Below are 18,568 nucleotides of genomic sequence, written 5' to 3'. Positions count from 1 at the left end.
ACATCCGGTCGAATGTGTCCAGGGCTGGGGCGGGCGTTTGACGCCGTGCTGATACCGTCTCAGGTCAGGCCGCCTCGTCGGACCCTGATTTCGACCAGGGCGTCGCCCGGAAAACCCCGCTTCGGCGGGGTTTTCTGCGTCTCGCCTACAGCGAACAGAATATGCCTTTTCCAGTCAACTTTTGTTCATTTGACTTTGATCGACTTGGTCAGGCGTTTGCGCGGAGCAGCAAAAGGGGAGCCACCATGTCCGCAAGCACCGACAATTCCAGTAGAAGCCTTTTCGTCCCAGCCCTTGGCGGCCTCTATTCGGTGCTGAACACTACAGCGGAAACCGTCCTGCGCGCCGTGGCCGGCATCTTCCTCGCCATCCACGGCTCGGGTAAGATCACCGATCCTTTCGGCGCCGCCGAGATGGTCGAGGGCCTCGGCTTCTATCCCGGCGCCTTTTGGTCGCTGCTGCTAGCCTGCACCGAATTCTTCGGCGGCATTTTCATCGCCATCGGCCTGCTGACCCGCCCAGCCGCCTTCGCCGGGATGTTCGTGCTTCTGGTCACGGTCTGGTTCCACTGGATCACCATGGGCCAGGGCTTTTCGGGCGCCGAAAAATCGCTGCTGTGGGCGGCGATCCTGTTCTTCTTCGTCATCCGCGGCGGCAACCGCCATTCGGTCGACGCGCGCATCGGCAGAGCGTTCTAACGCGGTCGCAATAAGGCAGTCGGCGACTTATCGTCACCCTTTGCCTTTGACGCGAAACGGATTAAAGAAACGGCTTCAGCCAAGCCCCAGTAAATCTGGAAACTGCGCCGGAGCAAGCCATGACCGAAATCCTGCAGACCCCAAAGCTAGTCGTCGTGTTCGGCGGCTCCGGCTTTGTCGGCCGTCACGTCGTGCGGGCGTTGGCTAGGCGCGGCTACCGCATCAGGGTCGCCTGCCGCCGGCCCGACCTCGCCGGCCATCTGCAGCCGCTCGGCAATGTCGGCCAGATCCAGCCGGTGCAGGCCAACGTTCGGGTGCGCTGGTCGGTCGACCGCGCCGTGCAGGGCGCCGACCATGTCGTCAATCTGGTGGCCATCCTGCATGAGGGCGGCCGCCAGAAATTCACGTCCGTTCATGAGTTCGGTGCGCGCGCCATCGCCGAAGCCGCACGTGCCGTTCATGCCGGCTTCACCCATATCTCGGCACTGGGCGCCGATCTGAACGCGCAATCGGACTACGCGCGCACCAAGGCGCTCGGTGAAAAGGCGGTTTTCGAGACGATCGAGGATGCCGTCATTTTCCGGCCATCGATCATTTTCGGACCGGAGGACAGTTTCTTCAACCGCTTCGCCGGCATGGCGCGCCTTTCGCCGGTGCTGCCGCTGATCGGCGGCGGGCAAACCAAATTCCAGCCGGTCTATGTCGGCGATGTCGCCGAAGCGGTGGCGCGCTCGGTCGAGGGCAAGGTCGAGGGTGGCCAGATCTACGAGCTCGGCGGACCGAAGGTGTTCACTTTCAAGGAATGCATGGAAGAAATGCTTGCCGTCATCAACCGCAAGCGGCTTCTGGTGCCGGTTCCGTGGTGGCTGGCCAACGTGCAGGCATCGATCCTCGGCCTTTTGCCCAATCCGTTGCTGACCAAGGATCAGGTCCTGCAGTTGCGCGCGCACAACATCGTGTCGGACGCGGCCACCAGGGACAACAGGACACTCGCCGGCCTCGGCATCCAGCCGCGGTCGATCGGCAGCATCCTGCCGAGCTATCTCTGGAGCTACCGCCCCGCGGGCCAGTTCCAGCGCAAGACGGCGGCCTGATACTTGCCAAATCAGGCGCTTGCTAAAGGCGCCGCGTGACCTGCATCGGCAGGCCGCCCTGCGGCTGCGTCGTCAGTTTCTGCACCGGCCACGGCCTGGTCTCGGCGGTGGTATCGAAGCGGAAGCGCGACAGCATGATGGCCAGAGCAATGATCGCCTCCTGCATGGCAAAGCTGGCGCCGATGCAGACGCGAGGACCGGCGCCGAACGGCAAATACTGGAAGCGGTCGATCTTTTCGCGATTCCCCGGATGGAAGCGTTCCGGCATGAAGGCGTCCGGCCTGTCCCACAGCTTGCGGTGACGGTGGACGACCCAGGGCATGACCAGCACCGCGGCGCGCCTCGGTATATAGAGGCCGTTCCAGGTTTCGGGCTCGATCGGCTCGCGGTTGATCGACGGCGCCGGCGGGTAGAGCCTGAGTGCTTCGTCGAAGGCGGCGCGGGTGAACGGCATGGCGTCGGGCCATTTTGTCGGATCGGGTTCTCGCGCCAGCACGCCGTCAATCTCGCGCTCCACCTTTTCGCGCTCCCAAGGCGCTTCGGCCAGGCAATAGAGCGTCCAGCCGAGCGCACGCGCCGTGGTTTCATGGCCGGCGCCGATGAAGGTGATGATGTTGTCCTCGACCTCGGCTCGCGTCAGCCCGTCCGGTCCCTCCGCCTTGAGCAAAAGCGTGAGAAAATCCTGTGGCACCTTGTCGGGATCGCGTTTGAGCCGCTCTTCGCGCATCTTGACGGTGTCGGTGACGATCTTGCGGAAATAGGCCATGGTCTTGCGGCCGCGGATGCGGGTCAGGCGCGGCAGCCAGTCGGGCGCCCGCAACAGGTCGAGCGGATCGACCCGGCCCATGGTCTCGAACAGCCGGTCGATCTCCTTGGCGAAGCTGCCCGGTTCGCCTGATATTTCGCCGGAAAACAGCGTCTCGGCCAGGATGTCAAAGGTAAGCAGCGTCATGTCATGGGCGATGTCGGACGTGCCGCTGCCCTCGTAGCGCGTGACGAACTCCCGCGTGCGCCTCAGCATCGGCTCGGCGAAGCCGAAGATGTGGCGTGGCGTGAACACCGGCGCCATCGCCTTGCGTGAACGCCTCCATACCTCACCCTCGGCGGTCAGCAGGCCGTCGCGCAGGATCGGCCGCAGGATCATCTGGCGCACCGTCGCCATCTTGTAGTTTTTGGCGTTGTCGACCAGCACGTGGCGTATGAGGCCGGGGTCGTTGGCGATGACCAGCGGGCCGCCGATGCCGGTCACCGATATCCAGGGTTGGTTGTAGGTCGGCTCGCCCCACAGTTCGAGCGGGTTGCGATAGACGATGCGGATCATCTCCAGCGTCGAAGGCGGCGACGTGCGCGGCTTCGGCGCCGGCGGGACGAAGGGGGCGGGCTGACTGTCCATGGCGTGCTCCGCTGGCGACCTCAATGTAGTGACTGGCAAGGCGGGCGTCCATGTGGGAACCGAACGGCGAAGGTGAAGCACCCTCCCGGCCTGCCCTTGTTGCCGCCGCTTCGGCTTTCGTTTGAGCATCGGATGTTCCCAAAACCGGTTCCACTTTTTGAGCCCGATGGCCTAGCTGGCCAGCCGTGTTCCTCTTCCATGCGGAAATGCCTGCAAACCTTGGAAAAACCGCCTTTTGCGCCTATATCTAGGACATCAAGGACGCGCGATTCGGAGCCGACTTTTCGCGCTGAACGTGCGGCATCAATCAGACAGGTTTTCATGAGCGATCAGATCGACAACGCCAACGGCGCTGAGGCCGAGTACGGCGCCGATTCAATCAAGGTTTTGAAGGGGTTGGACGCCGTCCGCAAGCGGCCGGGCATGTATATCGGCGATACCGACGACGGTTCGGGCCTGCATCACATGGTCTACGAGGTGGTTGACAACGCCATCGACGAGGCACTGGCCGGCCATGCCGACCTCGTCACGGTGACGCTCAACCCCGACGGTTCGGTGACGGTCATCGACAATGGCCGCGGCATTCCGACCGATATCCACACCGGCGAAGGCATTTCAGCGGCCGAAGTGATCATGACGCAGCTGCATGCCGGCGGCAAGTTCGACCAGAACTCCTACAAGGTGTCCGGCGGCCTGCACGGCGTCGGCGTTTCGGTGGTCAACGCGCTGTCGGCCTGGCTGAAGCTGAAAATCCGCCGCAACGGCCAGATCTTCGAGATGAGCTTCACGCATGGCAACGCCGACGCGCCGTTGAAAGTCACCGGCAGTTATGAACAGCACAAGGTTGCCGGCACCTATGAGGGGCGCAGCGGCAGCGAGATCACCTTTTTCCCGTCGACCGAGACGTTCACCATGGTCGAGTTCGACTTCGGCACGCTGGAGCACCGGCTGCGCGAACTTGCTTTCCTGAATTCCGGCGTGCGCATTCTTTTGACCGATGCCCGCCATGCCGACGTCGTGCGCCATGAGTTGCACTATGATGGCGGGCTCGAGGAATTCGTCAAATATCTCGACCGCGTCAAGAAACCGCTGATCGAAAAGCCGATCGCCATCAAGGCCGAGCGCGACGGCATCACCGTCGAAGTCGCCATGTGGTGGAACGACAGCTACCACGAGAACGTGCTGGCCTTCACCAACAACATTCCGCAGCGTGACGGCGGCACGCATCTTGCCGGTTTCCGCGGCGCGCTGACGCGCCAGATAACCGGCTATGGCGACTCCTCGGGCCTCACCAAGAAGGAGAAGGTGGCACTGATCGGCGACGATTGCCGCGAGGGGCTGACGGCGGTGCTGTCGGTCAAGGTTCCCGACCCGAAATTCTCCTCGCAGACCAAGGACAAGCTGGTCTCGTCCGAAGTTCGTCCGGTGGTGGAAGGGCTCGTCAACGAGGCGCTCGGCACCTGGCTCGAAGAGCATCCGGCCGAGGGCAAGGTGGTCATCGACAAGGTCATCCAGGCGGCAGCGGCGCGCGAGGCCGCGCGCAAGGCGCGCGACATCACACGCAAGAGCTCGCTCGGCGTCACCTCGCTGCCCGGCAAGCTGGCCGACTGCCAGGAACGCGACCCGGCAAAGTCCGAGATCTTCATCGTCGAGGGCGACAGCGCCGGCGGCTCGGCCAAGGGCGGCCGTTCACGTCAGAACCAGGCCATCCTTCCCCTGCGCGGCAAGATCCTCAATGTCGAGAGGGCGCGTTTCGACCGCATGCTCGGCTCCGACATGATCGGCACGTTGATCACCGCGCTCGGAACGTCGATCGGCAAGGACGAGTTCAATGCCGACAAGCTGCGCTACCACAAGATCATCCTGATGACTGACGCTGACGTCGACGGCGCCCATATCCGCACCTTGCTGCTCACCTTCTTCTTCCGGCAGATGCCGGAACTGATCGAGCGCGGCCATCTCTACATCGCCCAGCCGCCGCTCTACAAAGTGACGCGCGGCAAGAGCTCGCAATACCTCAAGGACGAAACCGCCTTCGAGGAATTCCTGATCGGCTCCGGGCTGGAGGAGGCGTCGCTTACGCTCAGCACCGGCGAAGTGCGGGCCGGACAGGACCTGCGCAGCGCCATCGACGATGCACTGGCGGTTCGCCAGCTCATCAACGGGCTGCATACGCGCTATAACCGCGGCGTGGTCGAGCAGGCGGCGATCGCCGGCGCCCTCAACCCGGAGGTCTTCGCCGATCTCGGCCGGGCCAACGCCATGGCCGAGCGTGTCGCCTGGCGCCTTGACATCATCGCCGAGGACACCGAACGCGGCTGGACGGGCCGCATGTCGACCTCGAACGAAGGCATAGGCGGCTATGTGTTCGAGCGCACGGTGCGCAGCGTCAAGGAATTCGCTCATCTCGATCTCGCGCTGATCAATTCGGCCGACGCCCGCCAGCTCGACCGCTACGCGCCGCGCCTCGCGGAAGTCTATGGCGAGCCGCCGGTGCTGCGCCGCAAGGATGTGTCCGAAACGATCTCGGGACCGCTGGCGCTGCTCAACGCCGTGTTTGCCACCGGCCGCAAGGGCCTGACCATGCAGCGCTACAAGGGCCTTGGCGAGATGAACGCCGAGCAGCTCTGGGAGACCACGCTCGACCCGAATGTGCGCTCGCTGCTGCAGGTCAAGGTCACCGATGCCACCGATGCGGACAGCCTGTTCTCGCGGCTGATGGGCGACGAGGTCGAGCCCAGGCGCGAATTCATCCAGGACAACGCGCTGTCGGTGGCCAATCTGGATATCTGAGGTGTTGGTGTGCTCCGGCGCGCCAATTCGTTTCTACGCTTTGGGTCGTTTCTATGCTTGGGGGCCTGTCGTCGGCGCCGCCTGGCTTGGCTCCAGCTTGCGGCCGAGGTCGACGGCGTCGCGAAGCACGCCGATATGCGAGCGCGGCGGCGTGCCGGCGGCTGCGGTGACTTCGACACCAGTCGCCGTCAGCGACCAGTAGAGCGTGTGCGTGAAGATGCGGCCAAGCGAACCGCGCAGCTCGACCTGGATGTTCTCTACGCCAGGGCCGAAATTTTCCGCCATCGGTCCGGAGATCGGGTCGCCCGTCAGCCAGCCATTGCCCCTGTCGAAGATGTTGGTCCAGCGCGTCGCGGCAAACATCGCGCCATGATGCACCGCCCGCTGCGGCTTGCCCGAACGGCTGCGCCCTTCCTGATAAAGCACGCTGCCGCCAGCCGCCCCTTCGGCGACCGGCGGGCATGCCGAGAACAGCCGCTCCGCGATGCCACGCCCGAATTCGGCGAGATTATGCGTCACCAGAAATTCAGCATGGGTCAGCGGGCTGCCAAGCGTGACGAAATCGCTGATCTTCCACGGCAACGGATGATCGGCGTCCCTGGCGCGAAGCTGCCGATAGAGCTCCCATTGGGCGCGCCGGAATCCGGAAAAATCATCCAGACGGTCAGGCCACGCAGAACCATCGGCGTTGAGCGAGGCCTTGTCGATGGCGCGGATTGCTTTCAGCCTCGCCTTGTCGCGGACGGCTTCCAGCTTTCGAGGCCTGAAATCGGCCCACAATATCTGCAGCAAATCATAGGCGATGACTGATCCCAGGCTGTGCGACACCAGCACTATACGGTCGTAGGCATCGTCCATCATAAGACGCTTCAGCAGCGTCAGGCCCCGCTCACGGACAAGCGCGCGCTTCTCGACCGTTGCCGCTTCGGCACGCACATAGGCGGCCACATCGCCGAAATAAGGAAGGCCAAACCGGTCCACCAGCCAGATGACGAACGAGGCCAGGATCGTGACGAGCATGCCCGTGGTCCAGGAAATATATCCTTGCGAGGCCGACGTCGCCAGCACGAGCGCCGCGCACAGGACTACTATGACGGCCAGAAGGGTGGCGACATACAGCCCACGGGCATCGCGCGGAATATCGGCGGGCTTGCGCCAGAGCAGATTTGTCACCCAGGCCGCGAGCCGACCCCGCGTCGTGCCTTGCGTGATATCGGCCCAGTAAAGCTCGTAGAAATCGGTGCGGCGGCCATCGACATCGTAAGGGGTGGTGATCCGGCGAAGCTCGTGCGAATTCGTCCGGCTGTCGGGCGTGATCCAGCTCTGGTTGATCTTTGCGCCGGCAGGGTCGGCCGGATCGGCGACATGGGCATAGAATGGCGCGCGGGCGGGGTCATGGCTCCAAACAGCCTGGACAAATCCCCTCAGCGTGTCCATGGGCCGCTGTTCACCCATGCCATGCACGATCACCACTGCCTGGCTAGGCTTGCGCGGCGCCTTTGCGGAACTTGGCGAAGTGGTCTTGGCCGGCGACACAACAGGGTCGGACACCAGTGCCTCCGTTGGTGACAAATCCCGTCCATCGGAACAGAATTCGCCCATCGTAGCTCTGAAACCGACATGAGGGCAAAGGACCTTCACGGTCGAATGCTCAAGGCCAAGAAAAAACCCGGCGCGGAGCCGGGCTTTTTCGAGCAACTAGAGTCGTATTGGGGCCGCGGACCCTGATCAGTGATCCATGGCCTTGACGATCTCTTCGGTCATCTTCTTGGCGTCGCCGAGCAGCATCATGGTGCCGTCCTTGTAGAACAGCGTGTTGTCGATGCCGGCATAGCCGGAGCCGAGCGAACGCTTGACGAACAGGCAGGTGCGCGCCTTGTCGACATCGAGGATCGGCATGCCGAAAATAGGGGAGCTCTTGTCGTCCCGCGCGGACGGGTTGGTGACGTCGTTGGCGCCGATGACATAGGCGACGTCGGCCTGCGCGAACTCGGAGTTGATGTCCTCCAGCTCGAACACCTCGTCATAAGGCACATTGGCTTCGGCGAGCAGCACGTTCATGTGGCCGGGCATGCGGCCGGCGACCGGATGGATGGCATATTTCACGTCGACGCCGTTGGCCTTGAGCTTGTCGGCCATCTCGCGCAGCGCATGCTGCGCCTGGGCGACCGCCATGCCATAGCCCGGCACGATGATGACCTTCTGTGCGTTCATCATCAGGTAGGCGGCATCGTCGGCCGAGCCCTGCTTGACCGTGCGCTCGATGCCGTCGTCGGCAGTGGCGGAGGTCTCGCCGCCAAAGCCGCCGAGGATGACCGAGATGAACGACCGGTTCATGCCCTTGCACATGATGTAGGACAGGATCGCGCCGGACGAGCCGACCAGCGCGCCGGTGATGATCAGCGCCAGATTGCCGAGCGTGAAGCCAAGTGCCGCCGCAGCCCAGCCCGAATAGGAATTCAGCATCGAGACGACCACCGGCATGTCGGCGCCGCCGATCGGGATGATGAGAAGGACGCCAAGAACAAGCGATGCCGCTACGATCAGCCAGAACACCAGCTTCGACTCGCTGGTGACCAGAAGCACGATCAGCACGATGAGCGCGACGCCGAGGGCCGCGTTGGTGAGATGGCGGCCGCCGATCATGATCGGCTTGCCCGACATGCGCCCGTCGAGCTTGAGGAAAGCGATGACCGACCCGGTGAAGGTGATGGCGCCGATGGCGACGCCGAGACTCATCTCGATCAGCGCCTGGGCGTGGATGTCGGCGACCGTGCCGATGCCGAAGCTTTCCGGCGCATAGATGGCGGCAGCCGCCACCATGACGGCGGCAAGGCCGACCAACGAGTGGAAGGCGGCGACCAGCTGCGGCATCGAGGTCATGGCGATGCGCCGCGCGGTGACCGCACCGACAGAGCCGCCGATGGCCAGGCCGAGCACGATGAGGCCGAAGCCTCCCGCCGAAGGGGTCGCCAGCGCAAGCGTGGTGGCAATGGCGATGGCCATGCCGATCATGCCGTACATATTGCCCTGGCGGCTGGTGGTCGGATGCGACAGGCCGCGCAATGCCAGGATGAACAGGATGCCGGAGACCAGATAGAGGAAGGAGGCGAAGTTGGCGTTCATGGCGCTCTACTTGTCCTTCTTCTTGTACATGGCCAGCATGCGCTGGGTGACGAGGAAGCCGCCGAAGATGTTGACCGAGACCAGCATCAGCGCGACGAAGCCGAAGCCGGTGGCGATACCGGACGCCGAGATGCCGACGGCAAGCAGCGCGCCGACGACGATGACCGAGGAGATGGCGTTGGTGACAGCCATTAGCGGCGTATGCAGCGCTGGCGTGACGGACCAGACGACGTAATAGCCGACGAAGATCGCCAGGACGAAAATGGCGAAGCGGAAGACGAAGGGATCGATCGCCCCGCCTGACAGCGCGTGCGCGGCGTCGCCGGCCGCCTCAGTGCCGCCGGGAGCGGTGGCCAGATCCTGCACCGCGAGCCGGACGGCGGCGGTCGCCTGGTCGAGCTGGTCGAGGGCTTTCTGCAAAGTCTGGTCCATCACGCGACCCCTTTCGACTTGGGTGCGGCCGATTTGGGTGCGGCAGGTTTCTTTGGCGCGGCCAGTTTCTTGGGCGCGGCCGGTTTCTTTGCAGCCGCGGGCGTCTTTGCAGCCGCGGGCTTCACAGGCTCAGCCGAGGCGATCATCACCGCCGGCTTGCCGGCGAAGGCCGGATGCACGACCTGACCACCATCGGTCAGCATCGTCGCCTTGACCAGATCGTCGTCACGGTTGACGGCAAGCGTCTTGGTGGTCTTGTCGACCAGCGTCTCGAGGAACGCAAAGAGGTTCCTGGCATAAAGCAGCGAGGCGGATGCCGCGACGCGGCCCGGCACGTTGAGATGGCCGACGATTTTTACCCCGTTGGCTGTGGTCACCACTTGCCCAGGCACAGCGCCTTCGACATTGCCGCCACGCTCGACCGCGAGGTCGACAATCACCGAACCCGGCTTCATCGAGGCGACCATGGCCGCGGATACCAGTTTCGGTGCCGGCCGGCCGGGGATCAGCGCCGTGGTGATGACGATGTCCTGCTTGGCGATGTGCTCGGCGGTCAGCGTCGCCTGCTTGGCCTGGTATTCCCTGGACATTTCCTTGGCATAGCCGCCCGCCGTCTCGGCCGCCTTGAACTCCTCGTCCTCGACCGCCAGGAACTTTGCGCCGAGTGACTGCACCTGCTCCTTCACCGCCGGGCGCACGTCGGTGGCGGTGACGACCGCGCCAAGTCGCCTTGCCGTTGCGATCGCCTGCAGGCCGGCGACGCCGACGCCCATGATGAAGGCTTTCGCGGCAGGAACCGTACCGGCCGCCGTCATCATCATCGGCAACGCCCGGTCATATTCAGCAGCCGCATCGATCACCGCCTGGTAGCCGGCGAGGTTGGCCTGCGAGGACAAGACGTCCATCGATTGCGCGCGGGTGATGCGCGGCATGAACTCCATCGAAAAGGCTGTGACCCCGGCCTTGGCCAGCGCAGCGACGGCGGCATCGTTGCCGTAGGGATCCATGATGGCAATGACGGCAGTGCCCGGGCGATAGGCCTTCAGCTCCGCTTCATCAGGCCGGCGCACCTTCAGCACCACATCGGCCTTGGCGACATCGCCGGCCTTGCCGATCGCAGCACCAGCCTTGGCGAACTCCTCGTCGGGGATGCGCGACCGTGTGCCGGCGCCGGTCTCGACGACGACGTCAAACCCCAGCCCCGCCAGCCGTTTGACCGTATCGGGCGAGGCAGCAACGCGCGGCTCGTTCGCATCGAGCTCACGAGGGATGAAAACCGTCTGTCCCACCGCATGATCCTTTCGGCTGGAACCTGTCTGCGCAAGACGCCGGCCGGATTTCCGGCGGCGTCACGGGCAAGGGTTTTGAAAAATCTACCGGAGAATGAAGGCGCCGACGGCGAGGATCAGAACGAACAGGATGAACGCCGAGAAGAAGCCGCCCGCGAAGAAGCCGAAAGCCATTGCCAGAAGCACGGCGAGGCAAAAGAGCGATCCGTATTTCGCGAGCCTGAGGAAGCCCGCATAGGTTCGATCATGCTCGGCATAGTCCATCTTCGCGCCCAGCTCGACAGGACCGGTCGGCGTGTGATCAGCCATAGGAATACCCCTTCGAAGACATCTTTCAGGCACATAGCGAAAAGCCGGGCCGAGGGCAATGGCGCTATTGCCGCATCGCCGCCGACAACAGCCTCAAGGGAAAGTTGAAGCTGCCAGATGCAGGAGGATGTTCCGGAGGCGATCGTGGCTGCCGCCCAACGCTTCCTTTCCGGATGGGGCTTGTCACATCAGCCGGCGAGCTGCGGAAACAGCCCAAGCAGACCGACGACGATCAGATAGAGCGCGACGATGTAGTTCAGGAGTCGCGGCATCACCAGGATCAGCACGCCGGCAATCAGCGAGATCAGCGGCGTGAGCGCGAGCGTGGAAATGGTCATGTCGGTTTCCTTTCGTTGGGATTGCCGTCAACGCGATGCAGGTCGACGTCGTTCAAGCGCTACCGGCGCCCTTGCCAGAACGCCGAGGCGACCAGAAAGCTCCGGCCGCGCTTTAAAATCGCGATCCGTCAAGCGGCTTCGCGGTAGTACTTGGCGGTGGGCAGGATGGTCAGCGGCGCAAGTTCGCCGGCATTGGGTGTCTCGAACAGCATGCGTCGCTCCATCGGCGTCGACCGGAAGAACGGAAAACGGGAGAAAGACCGTTCGCGGATGGCGCTGACGTTGGCGCGGTAGAGCACGACCTTGTAATTAAGGCCCGGATAATCGCGCAACTCGCCAATCTGCTCGGAACAGTAAATGCGACGGTAGAAGCCTGCATGTTCCGGGCGGATGGTGGAGAGGCAGTATGGCGCGTCGAAGTAGAAGCATGCCATGCCAGCGAGGCGCAGCGTCAGATAAGGAATCTGCGGATAGACTCGCGACCAGTCCGGATCGGCGGCAAAGCGGCTGGGGTCGGCAAAATGCGCACCAGATGCCAGCATGGGGCGCAATATGTCGCCATAGACTGTCGTGGAAGGCGACTGCGGCGTAACGCTGCAGGCATGGTGAATGCGCAGCGTGCTGACCAGAACGCCGTCGATATAGATTCCGAACTTGGAGCAATTGGCCGCTTCGTCGAGCTCGTCATGCACAATATGGTGGGTATTCTCCGGGACCATATCGCTCAAGCGATAAGATTTGTAGCGCAACCTGTAAATGTCTTCGAGGTCTTCGCCCTTGTCGCAGCGACGATATTCCGTCCGCTCGAGCATTGCCGAGACATTCCTGGCAAAGCTGGACATGGTATCGGACGCGTCAATCCCGTCCGCGCTCGCCGCCTGACGAGGCGAAGTCAACTCAACACCCATGAACTCAATCCCCGTAAACTGCCGCCGCGGTCGACACTACGGCAGGGTCGTGAGATGTAAAGATGAAAATAAGCTAGAGGTTATTTACCGGGTGTTAAGGTTAATAATTAGTAAAATTGTACTAAAATGCGAGATTTTTTGGCCGAAATCAGTGACGCCCCGCCCTCCTGACCGTCTTGATGTCCTTGGCGAAAGGCCAAACCGTGCTCGACATGGTCTCGATGCCGGACGCGCTGAGCGCCGAGCCGAAAAGGAATCCCTGGACAAGGTCCGGCTTGACCTGCGACGATAGGATCTTGAGCTGTTCGAATGTTTCGACGCCCTCGACAGTCACCGAAAGCCCCAGCGGCCGTGACAGATTGACAATTCCCTTGAGCAATTCGAGCGAACGGCGGTTCTGGGTGACGTCCATCAGGAACGAACGGTCGATCTTGATCTTGTCGAGCGGCAGTTTGTGGAGATAGCTCAGGCTCGAATAGCCGGTGCCGAAATCGTCGAGCGCGATACGCACGCCTAGCCGCTTCAATTCCTCGATGTACTGACGCGTCAGCGACTTGTCGTCGAGCAGCGCCGTCTCGGTGACCTCGATCTCCAGGCGGCCGGCGACGAGACCGGAACTGGCGAGCGCATCGCCAACCTTCTGGACGACGTCGCGATTGCGGAAATCCTTGGCCGAGAGATTGACCGAGACACTGGTCTGTACGGGCCATTTGGCGCATTCAGTGCACGCCGCATGCAGGACAAAGGTGCTGATCTCGGAAATGATACCCATTTCTTCAGCCAGCGGAATGAAGATGCCGGGCGAGATCGGCCCGAGATCGGGGTGGTCCCACCGGCACAGCGCTTCGCAACTGGCGATGCGCATCGTGCTCATCGACACGATCGGCTGATAGACCACCCGCAACCCCTTGCTTTCCACCGCGGCGCGTAGGTCCGCCTTCATCAGCTGACGGTTGCGGAAAGCGGCGTCCATCGATGCCTCGAACAGCCGCCACGTGTTCTTGCCGAGTTCCTTGGCCTTGTAGAGCGCGAGATCCGCCTTGACGATCATGGCATCGACATCGGTATCCTTGACCCGCGACAGCACGGCGCCACCGCTGGCCTGGATGCGCAATCCGTGGCCAGCGACGTCGACCTCGCCCTGCAGGTCGACGAAAATCTCGTCGAGTTGGCCGATCAGATGGCTTTCGTCCTCGACGCGGTCGAAGAAGATCATGAACTCGTCGCCGCCGAAACGGCTGACGGTGATGCCTGGGCCAGCGACCGCCGCCAGCCGCTCCGCGACGGCGTAGATCAACCCGTCGCCGACCGGATGGCCAAGCGTGTCGTTGACGCTCTTGAAATCATCGAGGTCGAGCACGGCAAGCCCGCAAAGACGCTCGAGATCGCCGGACGCCATCGCCTCTCCGATCAGCTCGTGGAAATAGGCGCGATTGGGCAGGCCGGTGAGGCTGTCGTAACGCGCCATGAAGCGGATCTTGTCTTCCGCCTCGACGCGGGCCGTGACATCCTCGAAGGTAATGACGCCCAGTTCCTGGCTGCCTTCACGCGCCGAAAACTCATAGTGCTGCCCATTCGCGAGCGAGACGAGGACCTTGCGGTCGCGGCCCTCGCGCAAAGCACGCGTAAGCTGGGCTTCGATATAGCGGCAGTCCTTCGGCGCCAGCATGCCGCCGGCAACGCCACGCATCAGCAGGCCGTGGATCGACCGCCCGAGCAGCGCGTCGGCCGACTTGAGCGACATCAGATGCGCGGCTTCGGCATTGGCCACCGCGACCCGGCCGTCGGGGCCGAGCATGACGAGGCCATGCGACATGGTGTTCAGCGCCCGATTGAAGCGCTGGGCGATGCGGTTCGCCTTCTTCTCCTCGGACAAAGCGGTGAAAAGCACCTCCCTGACCAGATCGGCGAAGCGTTTGATCGCGAATAGGAAGGGAGCCGACATCAGGCCGAGTATCACATGGTAGACATCACCACGCAGGATGAAGCCCAGCGAGATCGGCCACGTCATCGTCATGATGAAGATCACGACCATCCTCGGGGAGCCGTAATTGCGACCGGCGATCGAAGTGGCGGATGCCAGCGTAACGCAGACAGCGGCTATTTCGGCATAGTTGTCATGCGCCAGATAGATGCCGGCGAAACAGAAGGCGCCCAGCATGAAACCATGCATGGAGCCGTAGAGAATGTAATCATTCTCGCGGCGGCGCGCCTCCGCCCAATTCCTGGGTGATGGGGCGTTGCGATATTTCCTGATGTTGCGCAGGCGCAGGAAGGCGACGGTCAGCAATCCGACGGCCACCGCAATGTAGGTCGGATCCCTGGTCTTCCAGTAGACCAGCATGACCAGCAGGGTTTGGGCAAAGAATCCAATCGAAAGCGTCAGGCCGTCGCGAAACAGCGTTTCCACGAACGGGATATAGACGTCGACCGGGATCTCGTTTTTTCTTTTTAGACTCAACGCCTGAATCCCAACCCTTGGGGAGCCAAGCTGTGTCACATTCGCCTTAAGAAAGGTTTAGAGAGGCCGTTTCGGGCCTCCCCGTCAACCCGGTTGACGTAAGGGAACTCTTCTTCAGGTAAACAAGGCGTATCGATCACTCGGCGGCCTGGAGATCAGGTCGCACCGGCGTCTTTGCCAGGCGATCGAGCAGCCTCTGGCGCTCGCCGGCGGCCTTTTCGGCGCTGGCCTGCCTGACATGACCATAGCCGCGAATGAGCGCCGGCACCGAGGCAAGTGCTGCAGCGGCCTCGACCTTACCCGGCGCCAGCACACCGGCGACAAGCTCCAGATCGGCCTCGTACTGCGCAAGAAGCTGCCGTTCCATACGCCTTTCGGTGCTATAGCCGAACACATCGAAGACCGTGCCGCGCAAGCCTTTCATCGCTGCCAGCAGGCGGAACCCCTTCATCATCCAGGGACCGAAGCTCGATTTCCTCGGCTTACCGTCCTTGCCGCGCCTGCCCATGATCGGCGGCGCGAGATGGAATTCGAGTTTGTCGTAGCTCTGAAACTGCTTCCCCAACTCGGCGGCGAAGGAGCCGTCGGTGTAGAGCCTCGCCACCTCGTATTCGTCCTTGATCGCCATCAGCTTGAACAAGTTCCTCGCGGCGACCTCGGTCACATCAGTCGAACCGGGCACCGCCCTGGCTTCGGCCTTGCGCAGCGCGGCCAGCCTGTCGGCATAGCGCTTGCCATAGGCGGCGTTCTGATAGGCGGTGAGGAAAGCGACGCGGCGGGCGATGATATCATCCAGCGTTTCGGCGACAGCGGCAGTCTGTGCAGCCTTGCCCGGCTGGGCGACGAGGCCGCGCACGAAATCCGGCTGGTGAGCGGCGCGGCGGCCCCAGCGGAACGCGGCGACGTTCATCGCCACGGCCTGGCCGTTGAGCTCGATCGCCTTTTCCACCGCCTCGGCCGAAAGCGGCAAGCCGCCATGCTGGAAGGCGAAGCCGAGCATGAACATGTTGGCGCCGAGCGAACTGCCGAAAAGTGCTGCGGCGGTGCGGGTTGCGTCGAAGAAATGCGCCTTGTCGTCGCCCGCGGCAGTGCGGATCGCCTTTTTCAGCCGCTCGACAGGCAGCGAGAAATCCGCCGAACGGGTAAACTCGCCGGGCATGATCTCCGCGGTGTTGGCGAGGAAGATCGTGTGGCCTTCGCGCACCGCAGCAAGCACCTTTTGGGCGCCCGACACGACGAGGTCGCAGCCAAGCACAAGATCGGCCTTCCCCGCCGAAACGCGGATGGCATGGATATCGTCCGGGCTGCGGGCGATGCGGACATGGGTGAACACCGAGCCGCCCTTCTGGGCAAGGCCGGCCATGTCGATCATGCCGCAGCCCTTGTCTTCGAGATGGGCGGCCATGCCGAGCACCGCGCCGATGGTGACGACGCCGGTGCCGCCGACGCCGTCGATGATCGCCGCCCAGCCTTGCTCGCCAAGCGGGAATTCAGCGGGCGCGGGGACGCCGTCGAGCGGATCGGTCGTGCCGGCAATACCCTCGGCCTTCCTGATCTTGGCGCCATGCACGGTAACGAAGGACGGGCAGAAGCCGTTGATGCAGGAGAAATCCTTGTTGCAGCTCGACTGGTCGATCCTGCGCTTGCGGCCGAATTCGGTCTCGACCGGCTGGATCGACACACAGTTCGACTGCACCCCGCAATCGCCGCAACCTTCGCAGACCAGCTCGTTGATAAAGACGCGCTTGTTGGGATCGGGGAAGGTGCCGCGCTTGCGGCGGCGGCGCTTTTCGGCGGCGCAGGTCTGGTCGTAGAGCAGCACGGATACACCCTTGACCGCGCGCAATTCGCGTTGGACGAGGTCGAGGTCGTCGCGGTGATGAATGGTGGCGCCGACGGGGAATTCGACCTTGGCGGCATATTTGCGCGGCTCGTCGGTGACGATGGCGATACGCTCGACGCCCTCGGCTCGCACCTGCCTGGCGATCATGTCCACGGTCAGGCCGCCCTCATGCGGCTGGCCGCCGGTCATTGCGACGGCGTCGTTGTAGAGGATCTTGTAGGTGATGTTGGCGTCGGTCGACAGCGCAAAACGGATCGCCAGTGCCCCGGAGTGGTTGTAGGTGCCGTCGCCGAGATTCTGGAAGATGTGGTCGCGCTTCGAGAACGGCGCCTGGCCGACCCATTGCGCGCCCTCGCCGCCCATGGCGGTGAAGCCAACAGTGTTGCGGTCCATCCACAGCGCCATGAAATGGCAGCCGATGCCGGCGGCGGCGAGCGAACCGTCCGGCACCTTGGTCGAGGAATTGTGCGGGCAGCCGGAGCAGAAGAAAGGCGTGCGCGAAGCGATGTCCGACGTGTCGGCGAGCATCGCCTGGAACTGGCGCAGTTTCGCCACCCGCGCGGCAATCTCATCCGACGGACCGATCGTTCGCAAGATTCTCTCGCCGAGCGCGATGGCGATGTCGTTGGGATCGAGCGCGCCCTTGGCCGGGAACAGCCCGTCGCCACGCTCGTCCTTCTTGCCGACGATGACCGGCTGCGTGGCGGTACCGTAAAGGTTCTCGCGCAGCTGCACCTCGATCAGCGAGCGTTTCTCCTCGACGACGACGATTGTGTCGAGGCCGCGCGCGAAGTCGGCGATGTGCCGCAGGTCGAGCGGCCACGGGCAGCCGACCTTGAACAGCCTGATGCCGATGCGGTTGGCGGCAGCCTCGTCGACGCCGATGTCTTCCAGCGCCTGGCGAACGTCGAGATAGCTCTTGCCGATGGTGACGATGCCAAGCTTCGGGCTGCTGCCACCGGAATAGACGATCCGGTTCAGCCCGTTGGCATGGATAAAGGCTGAAGCGGCGGCGCGCTTATATTCATGCAGTCGCTCCTCCTGACCGAGCATGTCGATCTCGTTGCGGATGTTGAGGCCGCCGGGCGGCATGTCGAAGCCCGGGACGACGATATCAAGCCGTTCGAGCGCGGCATCGACCGAAGCCGTCGATTCGATGTTGTCCTTGACGCATTTGATCGCCGCCCAGGTGCCGGCGAAACGCGACATGGCAAAGCCGTAGAGCCCGTAATCGATGATCTCCTGGACCCCGGCCGGATTGAGGATCGGGATCATGGTGTCGACGAACAGGAATTCGGTGGCGTGCGCGTTGGTCGAGGATTCGGCCATGTGGTCGTCGCCCATCAGGGCGAGCACGCCGCCATGTCTGGACGAGCCGGCGAGATTGGCATGGCGAAACACGTCGCCGGAGCGATCGACGCCCGGCCCCTTGCCGTACCAGACCGAAAAGACGCCGTCATGCGTGCCTTCACCCAGCAATTCGGCCTGCTGCGACCCCCAGCAGGCGGTGGCCGCGAGTTCCTCGTTGAGGCCGGGCTGGAAGACGATGTCCGACTGGGCGAGTTGCTTCCTGGCCTTCCAAAGCTGCATGTCGAGGCCGCCGAGCGGCGAGCCGCGATAGCCGGAGACGAAGCCGGCGGTGTTCAGGCCAGCCCGGCGGTCGCGCTCGCGCTGCATCAAAAGCATGCGGATGACCGCCTGCGCGCCGGAAAGGAAGATGCGCTCCTTTCCCAAGTCGAACTTGTCGTCGAGCGCGACATCATGCAGCGTCATCAGGCATTTCCTCTGCGGAGGCCGCACGTCGCGCGCAGCCAACGTCGGAGTCGGAAGCTGCAGTGTTTCTCCCCTTGCCGGGCAGGTCAAACAAAATCGAAGGCGCCAGGC

General features: G+C 63.2%; 13 protein-coding genes. 3 read left to right on the top strand and 10 right to left on the bottom strand.

What is annotated here, in order from left to right; translation table 11 throughout:
• Positions 1-245 precede the first annotated feature (245 nt).
• Both EJ066_RS09835 and EJ066_RS09830 read left to right on the top strand, forming a co-directional pair.
• Positions 246-698 carry a DoxX family protein gene (locus EJ066_RS09835; RefSeq protein ID WP_126037177.1) on the top strand — a complete coding sequence of 151 codons (453 nt, stop codon included), beginning with the start codon at positions 246-248 and terminating at the stop codon, positions 696-698.
• 119 nt (positions 699-817) lie between these two features.
• Complete coding sequence (locus EJ066_RS09830; protein ID WP_126037175.1) at positions 818-1,792, top strand: complex I NDUFA9 subunit family protein; 975 nt, start codon at positions 818-820, stop codon at positions 1,790-1,792.
• A gap of 22 nt (positions 1,793-1,814) precedes the next feature.
• On the opposite strand, the gene EJ066_RS09825 is transcribed toward EJ066_RS09830, so the two are convergent.
• Complete coding sequence (locus tag EJ066_RS09825) at positions 1,815-3,185, bottom strand: cytochrome P450 (protein WP_126037173.1); 1,371 nt, start codon at positions 3,183-3,185, stop codon at positions 1,815-1,817.
• Between the two features lie 321 nt (positions 3,186-3,506).
• Here EJ066_RS09825 and gyrB point away from each other — a divergent pair, with 321 nt between their 5' ends.
• Positions 3,507-5,978, top strand: coding sequence for a DNA topoisomerase (ATP-hydrolyzing) subunit B (gyrB, locus tag EJ066_RS09820; protein ID WP_126037171.1), 2,472 nt, complete (start codon positions 3,507-3,509; stop codon positions 5,976-5,978).
• Between the two features lie 51 nt (positions 5,979-6,029).
• Here gyrB and EJ066_RS09815 read toward each other — a convergent pair whose 3' ends face one another.
• From EJ066_RS09815 to EJ066_RS09775, 9 genes are all read right to left on the bottom strand, one after another.
• The gene (locus tag EJ066_RS09815; RefSeq protein ID WP_245455111.1) at positions 6,030-7,529 is read right to left on the bottom strand and encodes a hypothetical protein; all 1,500 of its coding nucleotides are present in this window, start codon (positions 7,527-7,529) and stop codon (positions 6,030-6,032) included.
• Positions 7,530-7,706: 177 nt separating this feature from the next.
• Positions 7,707-9,104 carry an NAD(P)(+) transhydrogenase (Re/Si-specific) subunit beta gene (locus EJ066_RS09810; RefSeq protein ID WP_126037169.1) on the bottom strand — a complete coding sequence of 466 codons (1,398 nt, stop codon included), beginning with the start codon at positions 9,102-9,104 and terminating at the stop codon, positions 7,707-7,709.
• 6 nt (positions 9,105-9,110) lie between these two features.
• Positions 9,111-9,539, bottom strand: coding sequence for an NAD(P) transhydrogenase subunit alpha (locus EJ066_RS09805; protein WP_189644465.1), 429 nt, complete (start codon positions 9,537-9,539; stop codon positions 9,111-9,113).
• Positions 9,536-10,825 carry a Re/Si-specific NAD(P)(+) transhydrogenase subunit alpha gene (locus tag EJ066_RS09800; protein ID WP_126037165.1) on the bottom strand — a complete coding sequence of 430 codons (1,290 nt, stop codon included), beginning with the start codon at positions 10,823-10,825 and terminating at the stop codon, positions 9,536-9,538. Before EJ066_RS09800 ends, EJ066_RS09805 begins: the two co-directional genes overlap by 4 nt.
• A gap of 84 nt (positions 10,826-10,909) precedes the next feature.
• The gene (locus tag EJ066_RS09795) at positions 10,910-11,134 is read right to left on the bottom strand and encodes an aa3-type cytochrome c oxidase subunit IV (RefSeq protein ID WP_126037163.1); all 225 of its coding nucleotides are present in this window, start codon (positions 11,132-11,134) and stop codon (positions 10,910-10,912) included.
• A 188-nt stretch (positions 11,135-11,322) separates the two neighbouring features.
• The gene (locus EJ066_RS09790) at positions 11,323-11,472 is read right to left on the bottom strand and encodes a DUF3096 domain-containing protein (RefSeq protein ID WP_065006071.1); all 150 of its coding nucleotides are present in this window, start codon (positions 11,470-11,472) and stop codon (positions 11,323-11,325) included.
• A gap of 128 nt (positions 11,473-11,600) precedes the next feature.
• On the bottom strand, positions 11,601-12,284 hold the full coding sequence (locus EJ066_RS09785; RefSeq protein ID WP_245455110.1) for a hypothetical protein: 684 nt from the start codon (positions 12,282-12,284) through the stop codon (positions 11,601-11,603).
• Positions 12,285-12,528: 244 nt separating this feature from the next.
• The gene (locus EJ066_RS09780) at positions 12,529-14,841 is read right to left on the bottom strand and encodes an EAL domain-containing protein (protein WP_126037159.1); all 2,313 of its coding nucleotides are present in this window, start codon (positions 14,839-14,841) and stop codon (positions 12,529-12,531) included.
• A 136-nt stretch (positions 14,842-14,977) separates the two neighbouring features.
• Complete coding sequence (locus tag EJ066_RS09775) at positions 14,978-18,457, bottom strand: indolepyruvate ferredoxin oxidoreductase family protein (protein WP_126037157.1); 3,480 nt, start codon at positions 18,455-18,457, stop codon at positions 14,978-14,980.
• Positions 18,458-18,568 lie beyond the last annotated feature (111 nt).

The organism is Mesorhizobium sp. M9A.F.Ca.ET.002.03.1.2 (assembly GCF_003952365.1).
Lineage (GTDB): Bacteria > Pseudomonadota > Alphaproteobacteria > Rhizobiales > Rhizobiaceae > Mesorhizobium.
The sequence above is the reverse complement of the archived record's forward strand: the minus strand, read 5'-3'. Positions and strand labels throughout refer to the sequence as shown.

Coding starts and splice junctions, on each gene's coding strand:
- EJ066_RS09835 (WP_126037177.1), top strand. CDS start 246: ATGTCCGCAAGCACCGACAATTCCAGTAGAAGCCTTTTCGTCCCAGCC.
- EJ066_RS09790 (WP_065006071.1), bottom strand. CDS start 11,472: ATGACCATTTCCACGCTCGCGCTCACGCCGCTGATCTCGCTGATTGCC.
- gyrB (WP_126037171.1), top strand. CDS start 3,507: ATGAGCGATCAGATCGACAACGCCAACGGCGCTGAGGCCGAGTACGGC.
- EJ066_RS09785 (WP_245455110.1), bottom strand. CDS start 12,284: ATGCTCGAGCGGACGGAATATCGTCGCTGCGACAAGGGCGAAGACCTC.
- EJ066_RS09825 (WP_126037173.1), bottom strand. CDS start 3,185: ATGGACAGTCAGCCCGCCCCCTTCGTCCCGCCGGCGCCGAAGCCGCGC.
- EJ066_RS09795 (WP_126037163.1), bottom strand. CDS start 11,134: ATGGCTGATCACACGCCGACCGGTCCTGTCGAGCTGGGCGCGAAGATG.
- EJ066_RS09775 (WP_126037157.1), bottom strand. CDS start 18,457: ATGACGCTGCATGATGTCGCGCTCGACGACAAGTTCGACTTGGGAAAG.
- EJ066_RS09830 (WP_126037175.1), top strand. CDS start 818: ATGACCGAAATCCTGCAGACCCCAAAGCTAGTCGTCGTGTTCGGCGGC.
- EJ066_RS09810 (WP_126037169.1), bottom strand. CDS start 9,104: ATGAACGCCAACTTCGCCTCCTTCCTCTATCTGGTCTCCGGCATCCTG.